Source organism: Bombilactobacillus apium, from assembly GCF_013385145.1.
Taxonomy (GTDB): Bacteria; Bacillota; Bacilli; order Lactobacillales; family Lactobacillaceae; genus Bombilactobacillus; species Bombilactobacillus apium.
Genome location: NZ_JABZEC010000006.1, coordinates 101617 through 117928, shown reverse-complemented (window position 1 = coordinate 117928; position 16312 = coordinate 101617). Strand labels below are relative to the sequence as shown.

Annotated in this window: 18 protein-coding genes and 1 other annotated feature (1 of these 19 cut by a window edge); all 18 genes read right to left on the bottom strand. The window is 41.6% G+C overall.

Translation table 11 applies throughout. The features are described from left to right. Nucleotides 1–5: 5 nt before the first annotated feature. The 18 genes from pknB to rplU all read right to left on the bottom strand — a co-directional run bounded on the left by pknB (nucleotide 6) and on the right by rplU (nucleotide 16248). Entirely contained in the window at nucleotides 6–1949 is a 1944-nt protein-coding gene (gene pknB, locus HU830_RS07350; protein WP_176943120.1) for a Stk1 family PASTA domain-containing Ser/Thr kinase, read from the bottom strand. Next, entirely contained in the window at nucleotides 1942–2697 is a 756-nt protein-coding gene (locus HU830_RS07345) for a Stp1/IreP family PP2C-type Ser/Thr phosphatase (RefSeq protein ID WP_176943119.1), read from the bottom strand. The genes pknB and HU830_RS07345 overlap by 8 nt, the downstream gene beginning before the upstream one ends. A gap of 3 nt (nucleotides 2698–2700) precedes the next feature. Then, complete coding sequence (gene rsmB, locus HU830_RS07340; RefSeq protein ID WP_324196344.1) at nucleotides 2701–4047, bottom strand: 16S rRNA (cytosine(967)-C(5))-methyltransferase RsmB; 1347 nt, start codon at nucleotides 4045–4047, stop codon at nucleotides 2701–2703. Beyond that, nucleotides 4025–4972 carry a methionyl-tRNA formyltransferase gene (gene fmt / locus HU830_RS07335; protein WP_176943117.1) on the bottom strand — a complete coding sequence of 316 codons (948 nt, stop codon included), beginning with the start codon at nucleotides 4970–4972 and terminating at the stop codon, nucleotides 4025–4027. The genes rsmB and fmt overlap by 23 nt, the downstream gene beginning before the upstream one ends. 4 nt (nucleotides 4973–4976) lie before the next feature. Beyond that, nucleotides 4977–7355, bottom strand: coding sequence for a primosomal protein N' (gene priA, locus HU830_RS07330; protein WP_176943116.1), 2379 nt, complete (start codon nucleotides 7353–7355; stop codon nucleotides 4977–4979). An 84-nt stretch (nucleotides 7356–7439) separates the two neighbouring features. Next, nucleotides 7440–7709, bottom strand: a complete 270-nt coding sequence (gene rpoZ / locus HU830_RS07325) for a DNA-directed RNA polymerase subunit omega (RefSeq protein WP_176943115.1) — start codon at nucleotides 7707–7709, stop codon at nucleotides 7440–7442. After that, complete coding sequence (gene gmk / locus HU830_RS07320) at nucleotides 7710–8327, bottom strand: guanylate kinase (protein ID WP_176943114.1); 618 nt, start codon at nucleotides 8325–8327, stop codon at nucleotides 7710–7712. It lies immediately after the preceding gene. Between the two features lie 75 nt (nucleotides 8328–8402). Next, on the bottom strand, nucleotides 8403–10097 hold the full coding sequence (recN, locus tag HU830_RS07315) for a DNA repair protein RecN (RefSeq protein ID WP_176943113.1): 1695 nt from the start codon (nucleotides 10095–10097) through the stop codon (nucleotides 8403–8405). Between the two features lie 21 nt (nucleotides 10098–10118). Next, the gene (locus HU830_RS07310; RefSeq protein ID WP_176943112.1) at nucleotides 10119–10934 is read right to left on the bottom strand and encodes a TlyA family RNA methyltransferase; all 816 of its coding nucleotides are present in this window, start codon (nucleotides 10932–10934) and stop codon (nucleotides 10119–10121) included. Between the two features lie 4 nt (nucleotides 10935–10938). After that, complete coding sequence (locus tag HU830_RS07305) at nucleotides 10939–11817, bottom strand: polyprenyl synthetase family protein (protein WP_176943111.1); 879 nt, start codon at nucleotides 11815–11817, stop codon at nucleotides 10939–10941. Continuing rightward, the gene (locus HU830_RS07300) at nucleotides 11817–12056 is read right to left on the bottom strand and encodes an exodeoxyribonuclease VII small subunit (protein WP_176943110.1); all 240 of its coding nucleotides are present in this window, start codon (nucleotides 12054–12056) and stop codon (nucleotides 11817–11819) included. Before HU830_RS07300 ends, HU830_RS07305 begins: the two co-directional genes overlap by 1 nt. Next, entirely contained in the window at nucleotides 12049–13389 is a 1341-nt protein-coding gene (gene xseA / locus HU830_RS07295) for an exodeoxyribonuclease VII large subunit (RefSeq protein WP_176943109.1), read from the bottom strand. The genes HU830_RS07300 and xseA overlap by 8 nt, the downstream gene beginning before the upstream one ends. Continuing rightward, nucleotides 13382–14242 (bottom strand): bifunctional methylenetetrahydrofolate dehydrogenase/methenyltetrahydrofolate cyclohydrolase FolD, encoded by an 861-nt coding sequence (folD, locus tag HU830_RS07290; RefSeq protein WP_176943108.1) that lies wholly within the window; start codon nucleotides 14240–14242, stop codon nucleotides 13382–13384. The genes xseA and folD overlap by 8 nt, the downstream gene beginning before the upstream one ends. A gap of 56 nt (nucleotides 14243–14298) precedes the next feature. After that, on the bottom strand, nucleotides 14299–14712 hold the full coding sequence (gene nusB, locus HU830_RS07285) for a transcription antitermination factor NusB (protein WP_324196343.1): 414 nt from the start codon (nucleotides 14710–14712) through the stop codon (nucleotides 14299–14301). A gap of 18 nt (nucleotides 14713–14730) precedes the next feature. Continuing rightward, on the bottom strand, nucleotides 14731–15138 hold the full coding sequence (locus HU830_RS07280) for an Asp23/Gls24 family envelope stress response protein (RefSeq protein WP_176943107.1): 408 nt from the start codon (nucleotides 15136–15138) through the stop codon (nucleotides 14731–14733). Nucleotides 15139–15282: 144 nt separating this feature from the next. Beyond that, on the bottom strand, nucleotides 15283–15564 hold the full coding sequence (gene rpmA / locus HU830_RS07275) for a 50S ribosomal protein L27 (protein WP_176943106.1): 282 nt from the start codon (nucleotides 15562–15564) through the stop codon (nucleotides 15283–15285). 19 nt (nucleotides 15565–15583) lie between these two features. Further along, the gene (locus HU830_RS07270; protein ID WP_176943105.1) at nucleotides 15584–15931 is read right to left on the bottom strand and encodes a ribosomal-processing cysteine protease Prp; all 348 of its coding nucleotides are present in this window, start codon (nucleotides 15929–15931) and stop codon (nucleotides 15584–15586) included. A gap of 8 nt (nucleotides 15932–15939) precedes the next feature. Next, the gene (gene rplU, locus HU830_RS07265; RefSeq protein WP_176943104.1) at nucleotides 15940–16248 is read right to left on the bottom strand and encodes a 50S ribosomal protein L21; all 309 of its coding nucleotides are present in this window, start codon (nucleotides 16246–16248) and stop codon (nucleotides 15940–15942) included. 8 nt (nucleotides 16249–16256) lie between these two features. Then, nucleotides 16257–16312 (bottom strand) — a sequence feature (ribosomal protein L21 leader region); it runs 14 nt beyond the window's last position.

Below are 16312 nucleotides of genomic sequence, written 5' to 3'. Positions count from 1 at the left end.
ACTCCTTAATTGTTCGTGACTGTATCACTAAGTAATACTTTATTATTTTGGATAACCCGAAAGGACCCTTGAGCATTACGATTTAGGGTAAAGGGTAACTTGACTTTCGTTGTATCTTTAATATTTAGACTCTGATATAAATCGCGGATATTATGATTATTATCTTGAAGATAAATTTGGACTGGTGTATTACCTTGATTTTTATCATAAGGGATTGAAATTTCTTTGGTAATTGTCTTAGCAGTTGTTGCATTATCGGCTTCTGAATTGATCCCCACAGATAGATTAATAGTTAAGTCATCTCCCGGCGCCAACTGCGTTCCTGGATCAGGAATTTGACTAATTACAGTATCTGGATCTTCTTTAGATTCGACTTTATTAACAACTAGATTTAAACCAGCCCCGCTAGCGTAACTTTGGGCAGCTTTTAGATTATAACCCAAAATTGATTTTACCTTAACCAAATGGAGCTTGGGTCCTAAGGAAACAGTAACTACAATCTGTTTACGATTGACAACTTGTCGGTGAGCTTTGGTTCCCTGTTTAATAACTAACCCCATCGGAACCTTACTAGAGTAACGATTCTGACGTTTAACCCGCAAATGTTGCTGTTGTAACTTACTTTTGGCTGTCGTATAAGCTAAACCAACAACATCGGGAACGGTCCGCATTTGTGGTCCTTGACTCAAAACTAAACGCACTGGGGCATGATGTTTGAGGCGGACTCCCGTAGCGGGTAAAGAGCGAACTACTTTTCCCTTCTCCACACTTCCACTTACCTGATGGCTTAAAGAGCCGCTTTTCAAACCAACACTAGTTAGCATTTCTTGAGCTTGATGGACACTTAAATTGCTTAGATCAGGAACCGCAACTTCGCGGGCATAAAACCAATAGTAACTTCCACCACCAAGAACACAGGCCAAAAGAAGTCCGAAAATCAGCGTCCACCAGCGTTTTTTTCGCCACCAAGGACGATGGATTGCTTTTACTTCCGCTTGCGGACCGGTTGTTTTTCCAGTCGGACCGTCAGCCACAGCCAAACTAGGTAGAATTTTGGTGGCTTCTAATGCTTGTTCAGCTTTAGTAAGTGCCGATAAGGGGACAAAACGACTTTCCTGAGCTCGATTAGGATCTAAGACCGTCTTCAAATCCGTAATCATTTCTAAAACACTAGCATAACGTTCCGCAGGATCTTTGGCTGTGGCTTTTAAAACTACATTCTCCAAAGCTTGCGGTAATTCCGGTGTTAATTTACCTAAAGTGGGAATTGATTCATTAAAGTGCTGTAAGGCAATCGAAACTGAAGTTGTCCCCTCAAAAGGTAAATGATTAGCTAACATTTCATAAAGAATAATCCCTAAGGCATAAATATCTGATTGGACGGTGGCTCGAACCCCCCGTACCCGTTCAGGAGCCATATACTGAATCGAACCCAAAGTAGAGTCTGTCTGCGTAATAGACTGTTCTCCCAAAGAAATAGCGATTCCAAAATCGGTTACTTTGACATGACCATCGGGCGTTAATAAAACATTTTGTGGTTTTAGGTCCCGATGAATAATTCCGTGTTCATGAGCTACTGCCACCCCTTGAAGAATCTCCAACATAAATTGGACAACTTGGGCATAAGGGAGAGGATAGTTACGATGCAGGTACTGTTTTAGCGTCGGCCCAGGAATATACTCCATTACAATATAGGGGAAATCGTCAGCCGCACTGACGTCAAAAATATTAACAATATATGGACTAGACAATTTACTCATTGCTACCGATTCACGTTTGAAACGTAATTTGATATGCTGATTGTCCTGTAAGCCAAAACGGAGACTCTTTAATGCTACCAAGCGATGTAAAAAGGTATCTTCAGCTAGGTAGACATTAGACATCCCGCCTTCGCCTAAAGTATCACGAATTAAATAACGTTGGGCAATTAAATCCCCTTTATTAATCATCGGGCTTGACCTCACAATGAGCTTGTAAATCTAGGATTAAGACTGTGATATTATCCAAACCTCCAGCTTGATTAGCGCATTTTACCAATAGATCACATTTGGCTTGCGTCGTTAAGGGTTGTGCCAAAATTTCGGCGATTTTGGTCTCAGAGACCATGTTTGTTAGACCGTCACTGCACAATAAAACTTGGTCTTGACTTTCCAGGGTTAGGCGTTTAGCTGTCGGTTCAAGACCGGAAGAAACGCCTAAGCTTTGGGTAATAATATTTTTATTTGGATAGTTCTTAGCTTCCAAGGGAGTAATTGCCCCCGCAACTAAGAGTTCATTAACTAAAGAATGATCAAAGCTTAACTGTTGCAATTGTTGCTCTCGAAACAAATAACAACGACTATCACCCACATTGAGAACCAATAAGTCTGGTTCAACAACTACCGCGGCAACTAAGGTGGTGCCCATCCCTTTAAGATCTAGTTGTTCTTGGGAAGCTTTAATCACTCGGCGATTTTCTACAAGTAAGAGTTCCTTGGCCCAATGAGTGATCGTTTCAATGTCAGCCATCTGGGTTTGCTCGAATGCTGAACCTAGATGTTCGACCACCATTTTCGAAGCGACGTCACCACCCCGGTGACCACCCATTCCATCGGCAACCACAGCCAGAGTAGCACCGGCTTGATTGCTATAAGCCTGGACATAGTCTTGATTATTTTGGCGTTGACGCCCAATATCTGTTTGAAAAGCAACTTGCATCAATTATCTCAACCTCTTTAAACAAGCAATAAAGAATCCATCCGTTTGATAATCATCGGGATAAATTTTCACAAATTGATTGCGATGAATCTTAGATAATTCGAACTGAGTTTGTACTGGAACTAAAGCATAATTAGGATGTTGCTGCAAAAAGTGCTGTACCACCTGTTGATTTTCTTGATCAAAAATTGTACATGTACTATACACTAACAAACCATTAACTTTCAACAACGGTGCTACCGTTTCTAAAATATCCTGCTGAATCTGAGCCAAATGTTCAATATCTGCCAAAGTTTTTTCGTAACGAATCTCTGGTTTGCGGCGCATCAGACCAAAACCCGAACATGGAGCATCGACTAGGATCCGATCAAAACTTGCCGCCGCAAAGACTTCTTGGCTCTTACGAGCATCTAGAGCCTGAGTTTTAATCCGGTCCGTAACTTGTAAGCGCTGTGCATTTTCCTCAATTAAGTGTAACTTTTTTCGGTGTAAGTCTAAAGCCGTAATTTTCCCCGTAGATAAATAGGAAGCTAGATGTGTTGTCTTTCCTCCGGGAGCGGCACAAGCGTCCAAAATTTGCTGATCTTTTTCAACTTGTAAAGCTGGAGCTACCAACATCGAACTCTCATCTTGGAGCGTGAATTTTCCGGCTTGAAACAACTCATTTTGACTCCAAGAACCACCATGGGTTGTGACTAAACCAATTGGGCTTAAACTACTTGCACTAACATCAAAGCCTTGGTCTGTCAACTCTTGTTGCAAACTAGCTACCATTGTCTGTTCTAAATTTACTCGCAAAGAATTCCTCGGAGCTTGATTCAAACTAGCTAAAATAGATTTTGTTTTCTCTAATCCAACTTGTTTTTCCAGCTGGACGACAATCCATTCTGGAACACTTGCCTGAAGACTTAACTGTTTACTAGTCGACAAATCGGCAGCCATTTGCGGTCGGCCATGGCGTTGAAGATTACGTAACACCGCTGTAACCAACTTAGCTGCTCCCGGATTTTCAACCTCTTTGGCAATTTGGGTAGCATCGTAAAAAATGGCCCGTTCTGGAATTCGATCTAAATAGTACATCTGATAGACGGAAATTCGTAAAAGGTTACGTAAAAACGGAGCTAATTTTTTATGGGGATTTAAATATTTTTGTAAATAATAATCGATGGTTAATTGATGTTGCAAACTTCCATAAACTAGCTGGACTAAGAGTCGACCATCAGCGGCGGAGAAGGCTTGTCCTTTTAAACAATTATTCAACAAAAGATTGGAATAACCGGCCTGCGAATTTACTTGCTGCAGAATTTTACTTGCCCAGTAACGGGGATTATTGGTCAATGATTTGGTCACCAACTTGAATCTCCCTTCCTTGGCCATTTAAAAAGGCCTGAACTGGCATTATCTTTTTACCTGCCGGTTGCAATTGTTCCAAATATAAAACAGTTTGTTGACCAACAGCAATTGCTAGTTCATTTTTAGTTCGGACAACTACTTGTCCGGGTTCTTTAGTAGTCGTTTGGTCCCCCACTTTGGTCGCAAAAACTTTAACTCGACTACCTAAGAGCGAGAAGTAAGCTCCCGGTTCAGGATTTAAACCGCGAACTTGGCGATTGATCTGGAGGGCTGAATTTTGAACTTGAATAACTTCTTCTTCCGGACTTAAATTGGGAGTAATAGTTACCAAATCTGCTACTTGTTCTTGGCGTGAATTAGTCCCCGCCAAAACCTGGGGTAAGGTCTCTAATAATAAATCTCGCCCTAAATCACTCAAGCGCGCGAATAAATCACCGGCTGTATCAGTGGCGCTAATTGGAGTTGCCACTTGACTAATAATATCACCAGCATCCATCTGCGCAGCCATATACATAATTGTGACCCCTGTTTCTTGGTCGCCATTCATAATTGCCCGTTGAATCGGTGCTCCCCCACGATTGCGAGGTAATAAAGAACCATGAACGTTTAGAGCGGCTAATCGAGCAGCCTTTAATAAGCTCGTAGGCAAAAATTGTCCAAAAGCAGCTGTAATTATTAGATCCGGCTGTAGCTTGATTAAGCCTTGCAATTCTGGACTTCCGCTTAATTTAGCCGGTTGATAGACCTTTAGGCCGTGTTCTTCGGCGTATACCTTGACTGGACTAGCTTGGAGTTTATGCTTGCGTCCAACGGCCTTATCTGGCTGAGTTACAACAGCCATAATCTCATAGTTTTGGGCTAATAATCCGGCCAAAATATTGACCGCAAAGGGTGGGGTTCCCATAAAAATAACTTTCGTCATATATCTACTCCATTTTCTGTGGTTCATTGTCAATACTTACTAAGTAGCCATGGCGGCTTTCCACTTGAACATTATTAGTTATCTGTCTAATTAACTGTAATAAGGGTGGATTTTGCCGATACTTGACTACTAATTGATAATAATACCGATTTTTAATTCGAGCAACCGTCGGTTCGGTGGGTCCTAACAAAACTTCCCGCTTCTGCAAAACTGGTTTAATTTGTTGAGCCAATTGATAAGCTAACTTTAGCGCTGCAGCTCGCTGACGATGGGAAATTGTCAGTTTAATTAGATAAAAATAAGGGGGATATTGGGCCTGATGGCGAAAATTCATTTCTTTTTGGTAAAAACGTTCATAATCTTGTCGCGCCGCTAACTGAATCGCATAATTATCCGGATTATAAGTTTGAATTACCACCCGACCCGGCTTTTGATCACGACCGGCCCGACCGCTAACCTGCGTTAATAGCTGAAAAGTTCGTTCACTTGCCCGAAAATCACTGCTTGCAAGTCCTGTATCCGCATTAATTACTCCCACTAAAGTAACATTGGGAAAATCTAAGCCTTTAGCAATCATCTGCGTTCCCAATAAAATATCAGCTTCTTGTTGACCAAAGCGGTTTAAGAGCCGGCGATGACTCCCCTTCCGTGCCGTAGTATCATTATCCATCCGAATTATCCGCGCGCTAGGTAGGGCTTCTTGGAGTTCTTGCTCCACTTTCTCTGTCCCCGTACCACTAAAACGGAGCTTCCTGCTACCACAATGGTCACACTTTTGAGGAATCGCACAATGGTAGCCACAATAATGACAGAGCAACTGCTTATTTTGGAGATGAACGGTTAAAGAAATATCGCAATTCGGACATTGAGGCACCTGCCCACAAGTTCGACATAACAAAAAATTTGAAAAACCTCGTCGATTAAGCAGTAAAATTGCCTGTTCTTTTTTTTGTAAACAAAATTGTAAGTTTTGAATCAGCGGCTGTGATAAATCTAATTGCACTGATAAATTATAACTTTCCCGCAGATCAACTATTTGAACTGGGGGCAGTGGCTGCTGGTGCACTCGTTGAGTTAATTGAACTAATTGGTAAAGCTTTTTTTGCCCGCGAGCCCGAGACTCCAAGCTGGGGGTAGCACTTCCCAAAACCACGGGGCAGTGTGCATAACGCCCCCGCCATAGGGCGACTGACCGGGCATGATAGCGGGGATTATCTTCTTGTTTATAACTACTTTCGTGTTCTTCATCAATAACAATAATTCCCAAATTCTTTAATGGAGCAAAAACCGCCGATCGGGCACCGACGACAACTGTGGCTTGCCCCAATTGGATTCGCTGCCATTCATCATAACGTTCTCCTTGAGATAAGCCGCTATGTAAAACGGCTACTCGAGAACCGAAACGCCCTTGGACTTGAGCCACCATCTGCGGGGTCAAAGAAATTTCCGGGACCAGCATCAAGGCTGTTTTGCCCTGTTGCAAAAAATATTGCATAGCCTGTAAATAAATCTCCGTTTTGCCACTTCCCGTAACTCCTTCTAGCAGAATTGGCTTTGCTTGCGCTTGAATGATCGTCTGATAGGCCTGTTGCTGCTGTGCAGTAAGGGTTCGAGCTTGCGTATTGACAATGGGTCCAGTATCCGGTTGGCGCCATTGAACTACTTTATCTTTGGTAAAGTAGCCCCTTTTGACAAGCGTATTCGCGGTTGCCGCACTGATCTGATATTTTTGTTCTAATTCCTGATAGCTAATTTGTTTGAGTTGGGGATGATCCCAAAAGAACTGCATCAGTTGTTGCTGTTTGCTTGCTCGACCACTTAGAGTCATTAGTAATTCTTGATAGTTAAGCGACTTCCGTTTTAAAACCAATTGCTGACGATGATGGGCCTGGTTGGCAACTTGATAATTAACTTCAATTAAACCCTGATTTTTCCATTTGGCCAATTGTTGTTGCGCCAAAGCAGTCGTCGGAAAAGGGATTATCGGTCGCCCTTGAAATAAAGAAGAAGCTTGGATTGCTGACGTTTGGGCAACCGCGACCTTTTCAACTTTAGACCGCATAACTCCCGGCAGCATGGTCTGTAAACAGGAAATCCAAAAGGAAAAGCTTTCTTGGGTCAACCAACTAGATAAGGCCAATAATTCGGAATTCAATACTGGCGTTAAGTCTAAAACATGATGAATAGGTTTGACCTGGCGTTTAAATTGGGAAGTTTCCAAAACTTGAATAACAAAGCCGACAACGAGTCGTTTCCCTCGACCAAAGGGGACTACTACCCGAACTCCAGGAACAACCACGCTTTCTAGTAGCTCAGGAATTAAATAATCATAGCTATGGTTTGTCTGTTGAGTTGGTACATCAACCACCACTTGGGCATACAAAGAGCTGTCAGCCTCCTTTTTTATGAAAAAAAATCCATTAGAATCCCAAGGTCCTAATGGAAGTTACCGTTCAAAACTCCAAATTTAAGATTGAAGTTTCTCTTGTTTATTTTCAGCCATTAATTCTTCTGCTTCCGCTGTCCGTTCAGAAAGAATCGAATCAGGATTGATATCAACTTTTTGATCCGCAATTTCTTCTAACGCCTGTCCGACTGAACGCGGTGACTTGTAATTCGACAACATTTTAGTGTCCCCATTTTCTAACTCATGGGATCTCTTAGCAGCTAAAATAGCCAAAGAATAACGTGAATCGACTTGATTTAATAACTTATCAATCGAAGGATATGAAATCATTTATTTATCTCCAATCATTTTTCGATAACTATCAATTACCCGGGGAACTCGCAAATGTTCACTTTGCACAATCTGATTAATCCGAGCTACTGCTCGGGGAACTTGGTCATTAACCACCGCATAATCGTAGTTCGACATCATCTTAATTTCTTCGCGGGCCTTAGCCATCCGCTTATCAATTGTCGCTTGATCTTCTGAACCTCGTCCGGTAATTCGATGCCGGAGACTTTTTAGGTCCGGCGGAGTCAAAAAGATAAACACTCCATCAGGCATCTTTTGGCGCACTTGCATAGCTCCATTAACTTCAATCTCTAGGAAAACATCCCAACCACTATCCAATGTTTCCTGAACATATTTTAAAGGTGTTCCATAGTAATTATCAACATATTGCGCATATTCCAGCATTCCGCCTTGGGCAATCTGCTCTTCAAACTGGGCTCGCGTTCGGAAAAAATAATCAACACCATCTTGCTCGCCGGGACGCTTCTCTCGAGTCGTCATTGAAACTGAATATTTAAAATGATTCAAAGAACCCTCACGTAACATTGCTTTCCGCACAGTTCCTTTACCTACTCCCGACGGACCAGATAAAACAATCAGCATTCCTTTTTCCACCAACACGCATCCACCTTTAACAAAAATAATATAATTACTATATTGCAACAATTTTAGCAAATTTTCAAGATTGTAAGGCTATTTTTCCAAATCTAACTGCGGATGAGCTAATTTTAATAACTCATGAGCATGTTGTTTGGTAATGGCTGTAACTTTGGTTCCCTCTAACATTTCGGCAATTACTTCCACTCGTTGGCGTGGTTTTAAAATTTGAATTGTTGTTCGCGTGCTTTGATTTTGCACCTGTTTGGCAACCAAGTATTGCTTATCACTTACTGCAGCCACTTGCGGAAGGTGGGTAATACAAAGAACTTGAATCTGCTGGGCAATTTGGGCCATCTTTTCACCAATTGCCTGCGCTACGCGACCACTAACCCCAGTATCAATCTCATCAAAGATCAAAGTTCCAACAGGCTGATACTGGGCCAAAACGGTTTTCAAAGCCAGCATTATGCGCGCCAACTCACCTCCAGAAGCAATTTGAACTAATGGTTGAAAATCGGTTCCAAGATTGGTTCGCAAGTAAAACTCGACTCGTTCTTGACCCCAAATTGTAAATTTTGTGGGGATTAAACGCACCTTGAACTCGGTATGTGCCATATACATGGCCCGTAATTGTTGCGCCACTTTCCTTTCCAATCGATGAGCAATTTGGGTCCGAATCTGCGTTATCTTTTGCGCCGCTGCGGTTAAAATTTCCGTTTGTTGCGCCAACTTCCGTTCTAAAGCTTGCGGATCTTGAACTTGAGCCTGTAATTGTTCTAATTGTTGTTGCGCCTGATCACCAAAGGCCAACACGGCAGCAATATCAGCCCCATACTTCTTCTCCAAATTTCGAATCACCTGTAACCGCTGTTCAATTTCTGGTAACTGCGTCGGATCATAGTCTTGCAATTCTAACTTCTGAGCTAACTGCTCTTGGCTATCTTGCAAATCATAGTAAGAGTTTTGGAAAACTTGGGTCAACTGTTCATATTCCGGCGCATAGGGCGCGATCTTCTGGAGCAATTTAACTACCTCCGCCAATCGATCAACTAAATTTGCCGGACTCTGCGCTAGCAGCTGATAGGCGCTTTGTAAATTATCATGAATCATCACAAAATTAGCCAGTTGTTGTTGTTGAGCCTGCAACTGTTCTTCTTCTCCGACTTGTAAATTGGCTGCAGTAATTTCTTGAACTTGAAATTGCAAAATATCAATCTGTTGCGCTTGTTGCTGTTGATTAGTCTGCAAAGCTCTTGCCTGCTGTTGCAGTTGTTGATACTTTTGATACTCAACTTGATAACTAGCCTGCAAACTACCTAAATCTTGGGCACCAAATTGATCCAAAGTCGCCGTATGAATTTTAGGATCCAAAAGGCTTTGACTCTGATTTTGTCCCGAAATATCAACCAATAACCGCCCTAATTCTTTCAAGGTTCCCGCTGTCACCAGTTGATCATTCACCCGACATAAATTACGACCATTACTGTGCAATTCTCGTTTAATAATTAAAGACTGTTCTTTAAAGTCCCAACCCTGTTCTTCACAAAAATTTTGAATTGGCTTTTGGTTTGGGGCATTCCAAATGAACAATCCTTGAATGACCGCTTTGGAACAACCCTGACGAACCGCTTCACTACGAGCCCGCTGGCCTAAAAGTAAGCTAACCGCATCCAAAATAATTGATTTACCAGCACCAGTTTCTCCAGTTAAAGCATTGAGTCCATTATGAAACTGAATATCGACTTGCTTAATAATCGCAAAATCTTGAATAATTAATTCCTGTAACATTCCTGTACCTCAAGGACCTACTTAGCGTAGTTGCGCATAAGCTTGGGTCAAAACCTGCTCCAGATCAAGCTGGGGATTCATTTTCCCTACTTGATTTCGTAAGCGAAGATGGAGTAAGAATTCAATATTTCCCGAACCGCCAGTAATTGGAGAATAATCTAAATCACAGACATCATAATGTTGTTCTAGAGCAAACTGGGTGATCATTGTGAGAACTTGACGATGAACTTGGGGATCCCGGACAATTCCGTGTTTTCCTACATTTTCTGGTCCCGCTTCAAATTGCGGCTTAACTAGACAAACCACATCATGATCGGGCAATAAGATTTGACGCAGCGGCACCAAAATCAACTTTAAGGAGATAAAAGAAACATCCGTCATCGCAAACTCGGGCAGTCCGAGTTGAAAATCTTCCGGTTGGCTATAACGAAAATTAACTCTTTCCATCACTTCAACTCGCGGATCATTGCGTAATTTCCAGGCCAATTGGTTATAGCCAACATCCAAAGCGTAAACTTTTCGAGCTCCATTTTGTAAGGCTACATCCGTAAAACCGCCAGTTGAAGCGCCAATATCCAAGCAGAGACGATCTTTTAAATCTAATTGAAAAACTCGCAAAGCCTTCTCTAATTTATAAGCTCCCCGACCCACATATTGTTCATGGGCTAGTTGTTTGAGATGTAAGACAGTAGTTGCAGCAATCTTTTCTCCCGGTTTATCTAAACGCAAATTATTGTTATCGTAAACTTGTCCGGCCATGATTGCCCGGCGGGCCTGTTCTCGAGAGCCGGTTAATTGCTGTTGAAAAACTAAAACATCAACGCGTTCTTTTTTCAAATTATTACTCCTGTTTAAAGTAGTCCAAGCTGCTATCTAACAAGCTAGTATCTAACTGCAGAGCTTGTAATTGGCGCTGGGCTTCTCGGATTAATTCTTGTAGTTTCTTTTGGGCTTGGGAAATCCCCAAGAGTTGCGGGTAAGTATTTTTACCAGCAACAGCATCTTTTCCCACTGCTTTGCCCATTGCTTGCGAAGTACTTTGTAGATCCAATAAATCATCGTAAATTTGAAAAGCAATTCCATAAGAGCCTGCAAACTGCTGCAAATGCTGTCTTTGACTTGAGTTTGCTTGCGCACAAAGAGCCCCCATCAAAACAGAAGCTTGGAGTAAGGCTCCCGTTTTTTGGGCATCTAATTGGCGAATTACGGGATAATCTAAAGTTCGACCTGTATTAATAATATCTAACATTTGTCCCGCCACCATGCCTTGGGGACCAGCAGCTTGGGATAAAGTTTGAATTAGGGCGCTTTTTAAGCTTGAGTCTAAATTATTATCACTCAGCCAAAAAAAAGCTTGCGTCAATAAAGCATCTCCAGCTAAAACTGCCCGGCCGACGGAGAAATACTTATGGTTAGTTAATTTACCCCGGCGATAGTCATCATTATCCATTTCCGGTAAGTCATCATGAATCAAAGAATAAGTGTGAATTAACTCGATTGCCCCGAAGATTCGCAAATAAGGTTTTAAGTCCACTTGTGCTTGAAAAGTCTTTAAAGTTGCTAAGGCTAATAGCGGGCGCAATCTCTTCCCCCCGGCATCAAGCGAGTACAACATTCCCTCCCGCAATTCGGCCTGCTTAACTTCGCGGCTAATTTGTTCATGGAGATATCGATTTATTTGCGGACGCCAACTAGTACAAAACTGGGTAAAATCTTCCATTAAGCTTCATCCTTAGAGGAACTATCGAGTTGAAAGTCAGATTCTTGACCATTCGTATCCATTACTTTAGTTAACTTTTGTTCAGCTTGTTTTAAGGTTTGGTCAAGTTCTTGGATTAACTGCATTCCCGTTTGGAACTTAGTCATTGCTTGTTCCAGAGGAACATCCCCTTTTTGTAACTGGTCAACAATCTCTTGCAATGTTGCCAAATTATCTTCAAAACTTTTTTTATTAGCCATGATCTGACTCCTTACTATTTTCTACCTGAGCTTCAATAACGCCATCTTGGAGTTTGATGGTCAAAGGCAATTTAAGCTGCAACTTGGCCACTTTCGTCAAGGGTTGTCCAGCTTGTGAAACAACAGCATAACCTCGTTGTAATGTTTTTAAAGGACTTAAGTTATCTAAGTTCTTAATTAAATTACCTACGTTTTGCCTTTGTTGGCCCAAATAATGATCATAATTCAGCTGTAAGTTATTTTGTAACTGTTGAACTTGCTCTTGCAATGGTGAAATCTTCGGCTGTGTATATTGCAATGATTGCTGCAGGATTCGCCAATGTTGACGTTGGGTTTGGATAAGCTGCATCGTTTGCGTTTCTAATTTGGTCGTTAACTGATCCACCCGCTGCAAATAATCTTGGTAGAGCGTTTGCGGATGTTGAAATAAATAACTTTGTTGGTAGATATCTAATTGTTGGCGCTTATGTTGCAAGTAAACACGGACCGCTTGTAGAAGGTTGGTTCGCAATTGTTGCAAATCAAATAACAATTGCTGTAAATCCGGCGTAGCCAGTTCCGCCGCTGCCGTCGGCGTTGGCGCCCGTAAGTCGGCCACTAAATCAGAAATCGTCGTATCAGTCTCGTGACCAACCGAAGAAATCACGGGAATCTGCGAAGCCAAAATTGCTCGCGCAACCCGTTCTTCATTGAACGGCCATAAGTCTTCAATTGAGCCTCCACCTCGACCCATAATAATAGTATCAAAGTTTCCCAGTTCATTTACTCGGGCCAACTGTTGCACTAGGCTATCTGCAGCCTGCGTTCCTTGGACTTGCGTAGGAAAAAGGACTAATTGAACAATCGGAAACCGTCTTTGGACCGTGGTTACAATATCGCGTAAAACCGCTCCTGAAGGACTAGTAATCACCGCAATGCGCTGTGGAAACTTAGAGATTAGACGTTTGGGTAAATTAAAAACGCCTTCTTCTTGTAATTTAGTCTTTAACTGCTCAAAGGCTTGATATAAAGCACCAACTCCATCAGGCTGCATTGTATCAACATAAATTTGATATTGTCCACTAGCCTCATAGAGACTTACGTAACCACTAACTAAAACTTTCATTCCCTCTTCGGGACGAAATTTAAGTTTGGCAAAAGCGCTTTGAAACATGATTGCTGAGATTTTGGCTCGTTGATCTTTCAAAGAAAAATACTGATGCTTAGGCCGAAGGCGAAAATTGGAAATTTCCCCCGTCAAATAGACCCGTTTTAAATACGGATCAGCTTCAAACTTGCGTTTTAAATATTTTGTTAGAACACTAACCGTTAAATATTCCAAGTTCCTAGTCATTTTGCTCGACTCGACGCTGGGCCAGAGTTACCACTTGTTCCAACAAACCAGTGATCGTCATTGGACCAACTCCCCCGGGAACTGGAGTTACCATTTTGGCAACTTGAGCAACACTAGGAAAATCAATATCTCCCACTAATTTTCCAGCCTCGTTCCGATTCATCCCGACATCAACTACCACGGCTCCAGGTTTAATGTCGGCTCCAGAAATTAAACCGGCTTGACCAACTGCGACCACTAAAATATCGGCTTGACGCGTTAAAGAACGTAAATCTCGCGTGTGGGAATGAGCGATTGTGACCGTTGCGTTCTCCCGCAATAGTAAAGCAGCCATTGGCTTACCAACAATATCGCTGCGTCCAATAACTACGGCATGTTGACCAGCAATCGGAACCTGATATTCATGCAGAAGACGCATAATTCCGCGGGGAGTTCCCGGAAAATTACCGAACATCCCACTCCAAAGCCGCCCAACATTAGCGATACTAAAACCATCAACGTCCTTTTCAGGAGCAATGGTATTCATTACTACCATGGCGTCAATTTGGGCTGGTAAAGGCATCTGGACCATTAAGCCATCAACTTGAGGATCTTGATTCAAACGTTGAATTAATTCTAAAAGTTCATCTTGGCTAACTGTCACGGGTAAATGAAATAATTGATAATTTAAGCCAATTTTTTCCGCACGCCGTTGTTTATTACGAACATAAACTGCACTCGCCGGATTATCACCGACTAAAATCACGGCTAATCCAGGAATGATTTGATGTTGTTTTAATTCTTGTACTGTTTCTTGAAAAACCTGATCGGCTCTTTTTGCTACCTTAGTTCCATCTAAAATGGTTGCTGTCATCAGCTTCACCTTCTCAAAAAAAGTGCTGTCACCTGTGGTGGAGCACTTACGCTAAACTATTCCGGCTGAGATTCTGGTACAAAATTCGACAAAATCGCATTAATAAACTTCTTGGAATCTTGATCACTATACTGATTAACCAATTCTAAAGTTTCATTAATCGCTACTTTATCCGGAATTGCTGGACTCTTGGTAATTTCAAACAATCCCAAACGTAAAAGATTTAAGTCAGCTCGACTCAATCTTTCTAACGACCAGCCTGTTTTTAAACAAGGCTTGAGTTGCTGGTCTAAACTCGTCTTATCTTCCCAAATTGAATTTACTAAAAAACGGAGATAATCTGGTGCTTGGGTTTGCTGCCATTGCTCTAAAACTTGTTGGAGGGCCGTTTCGGGGTCAGTCTCAGTTGAACTGAGTAAAAACAAGCTTTGAAAGGCCATCTCTCGTATATTGTGTCTAGTTAGAGTCACTTTAATTCCACTTTCTCGTTATTGCGCAGAAGCAATATTATTTTCTTTCGAAGCTAATAAACCGACAACATGAATATTAACGGCCATCATTTCCATATTAGTCATTAATTGTAGTTGTTGCTTCAATGTCTTTTGTAAGTCTAAAGCAACTTTGGGAACTGAACTACCATACTTTAAATAAACATAAACATCAGCTACTAATTGACTTTGATCCGCACTATAGGAAACCACAACCCCTTTACCACGCGTAGAACGTCCAAGTAGGGAGTTTAGATTATTGGTTAATGTCCCGTGCATCTGATCGACTCCTGCGACTTGCGATGCAGCAATTCCCAAAACGACTTCTAGAACTTCCGGGGCAATACTAACATTACCTAGGTCATTACTACTTTCATGATCAATAACAATATACTTACTGTCAGCCATTATCCAGCCTCCTTTGGTTTAGCAGCTTTTCCAATTAACGTAAAAACTGCCAATAATCCCATGGTTTATTGCCTATACTATATCAATTTGTTCCCCGAGAAATCAAGCTAACAAAAACAAAAAAAGCCGCAACCGCGGCTTTTTTTAATTTTCTGTAACGACTGAAACTTGCTTACGATCACGACCCAAACGTTCAAACTTCACAACGCCTGACTTTAGGGCAAACAAAGTGTCATCATTGCCGCGACCAACATTAGCACCTGGATGAATCTTAGTTCCCCGTTGCCGGTAGATGATCGAACCAGCGTTAATATGTTGACCATCAGCACGCTTAGCACCTAAACGACGACCAGCAGAATCGCGTCCGTTAGCAGTTGATCCGCCCCCCTTATGGTGAGCAAAAAACTGTAAATTCATTTTTAACATAAAATTGACCTCCTAACAATTAGGAATTTTTTAATTGAACTTGAATAAAATCAGCATAATCAGTTGTTAAAGCAAATAAGTTCTGGTAACAAGCCAACATTAAAGTTTGGGCGGCAATTAAGTGATCATGATTTGTCAAAACTTGGTAATCCAAGTGACATTGAAGATAACCACCTTCAGTCTCATTTTGTATTACCTGAGGGGAAGTCTGGGCAATTGCTTGCAGGCAGTTAATGGTACCCAAACTGGTAATTGAGACGGCTGCACAAACGATATCTTGACCGTAAGGACCAGAATCAGCATGACCAGTAATTAAAAAATCCGTTATCTGATCTTGCTGATTACGCTGAAACACAGCGGTAATCATAATTGAAATTAAACTTCGATCTTCTTAATAACAACTTTAGTATAAGGCTGACGATGACCCTTTTTGGTATGAGAATGCTTCTTCGGTTTATATTTGAAAGTAACAACTTTCTTTTCCCGACCTTGCTTTTCAACCTTACCAGTAACTTTGGCACCATCAATCGTTGGGTTACCTAAAGTGATCGAACGACTACCAACTAACAATACTTGATCAAAAACAACTTCTTGACCTTCTTGAGCGTCTAATTTTTCAATAAAAATTGCTTTATTTTCTTCAACTTTGTATTGTTTTCCGCCCGTTTTAATAATTGCGTACATTTGTACACCTCCATTCTTAGACTCGCCACACTAGGCGCTCGAAAGCTTAAACCTAGTTATGTGC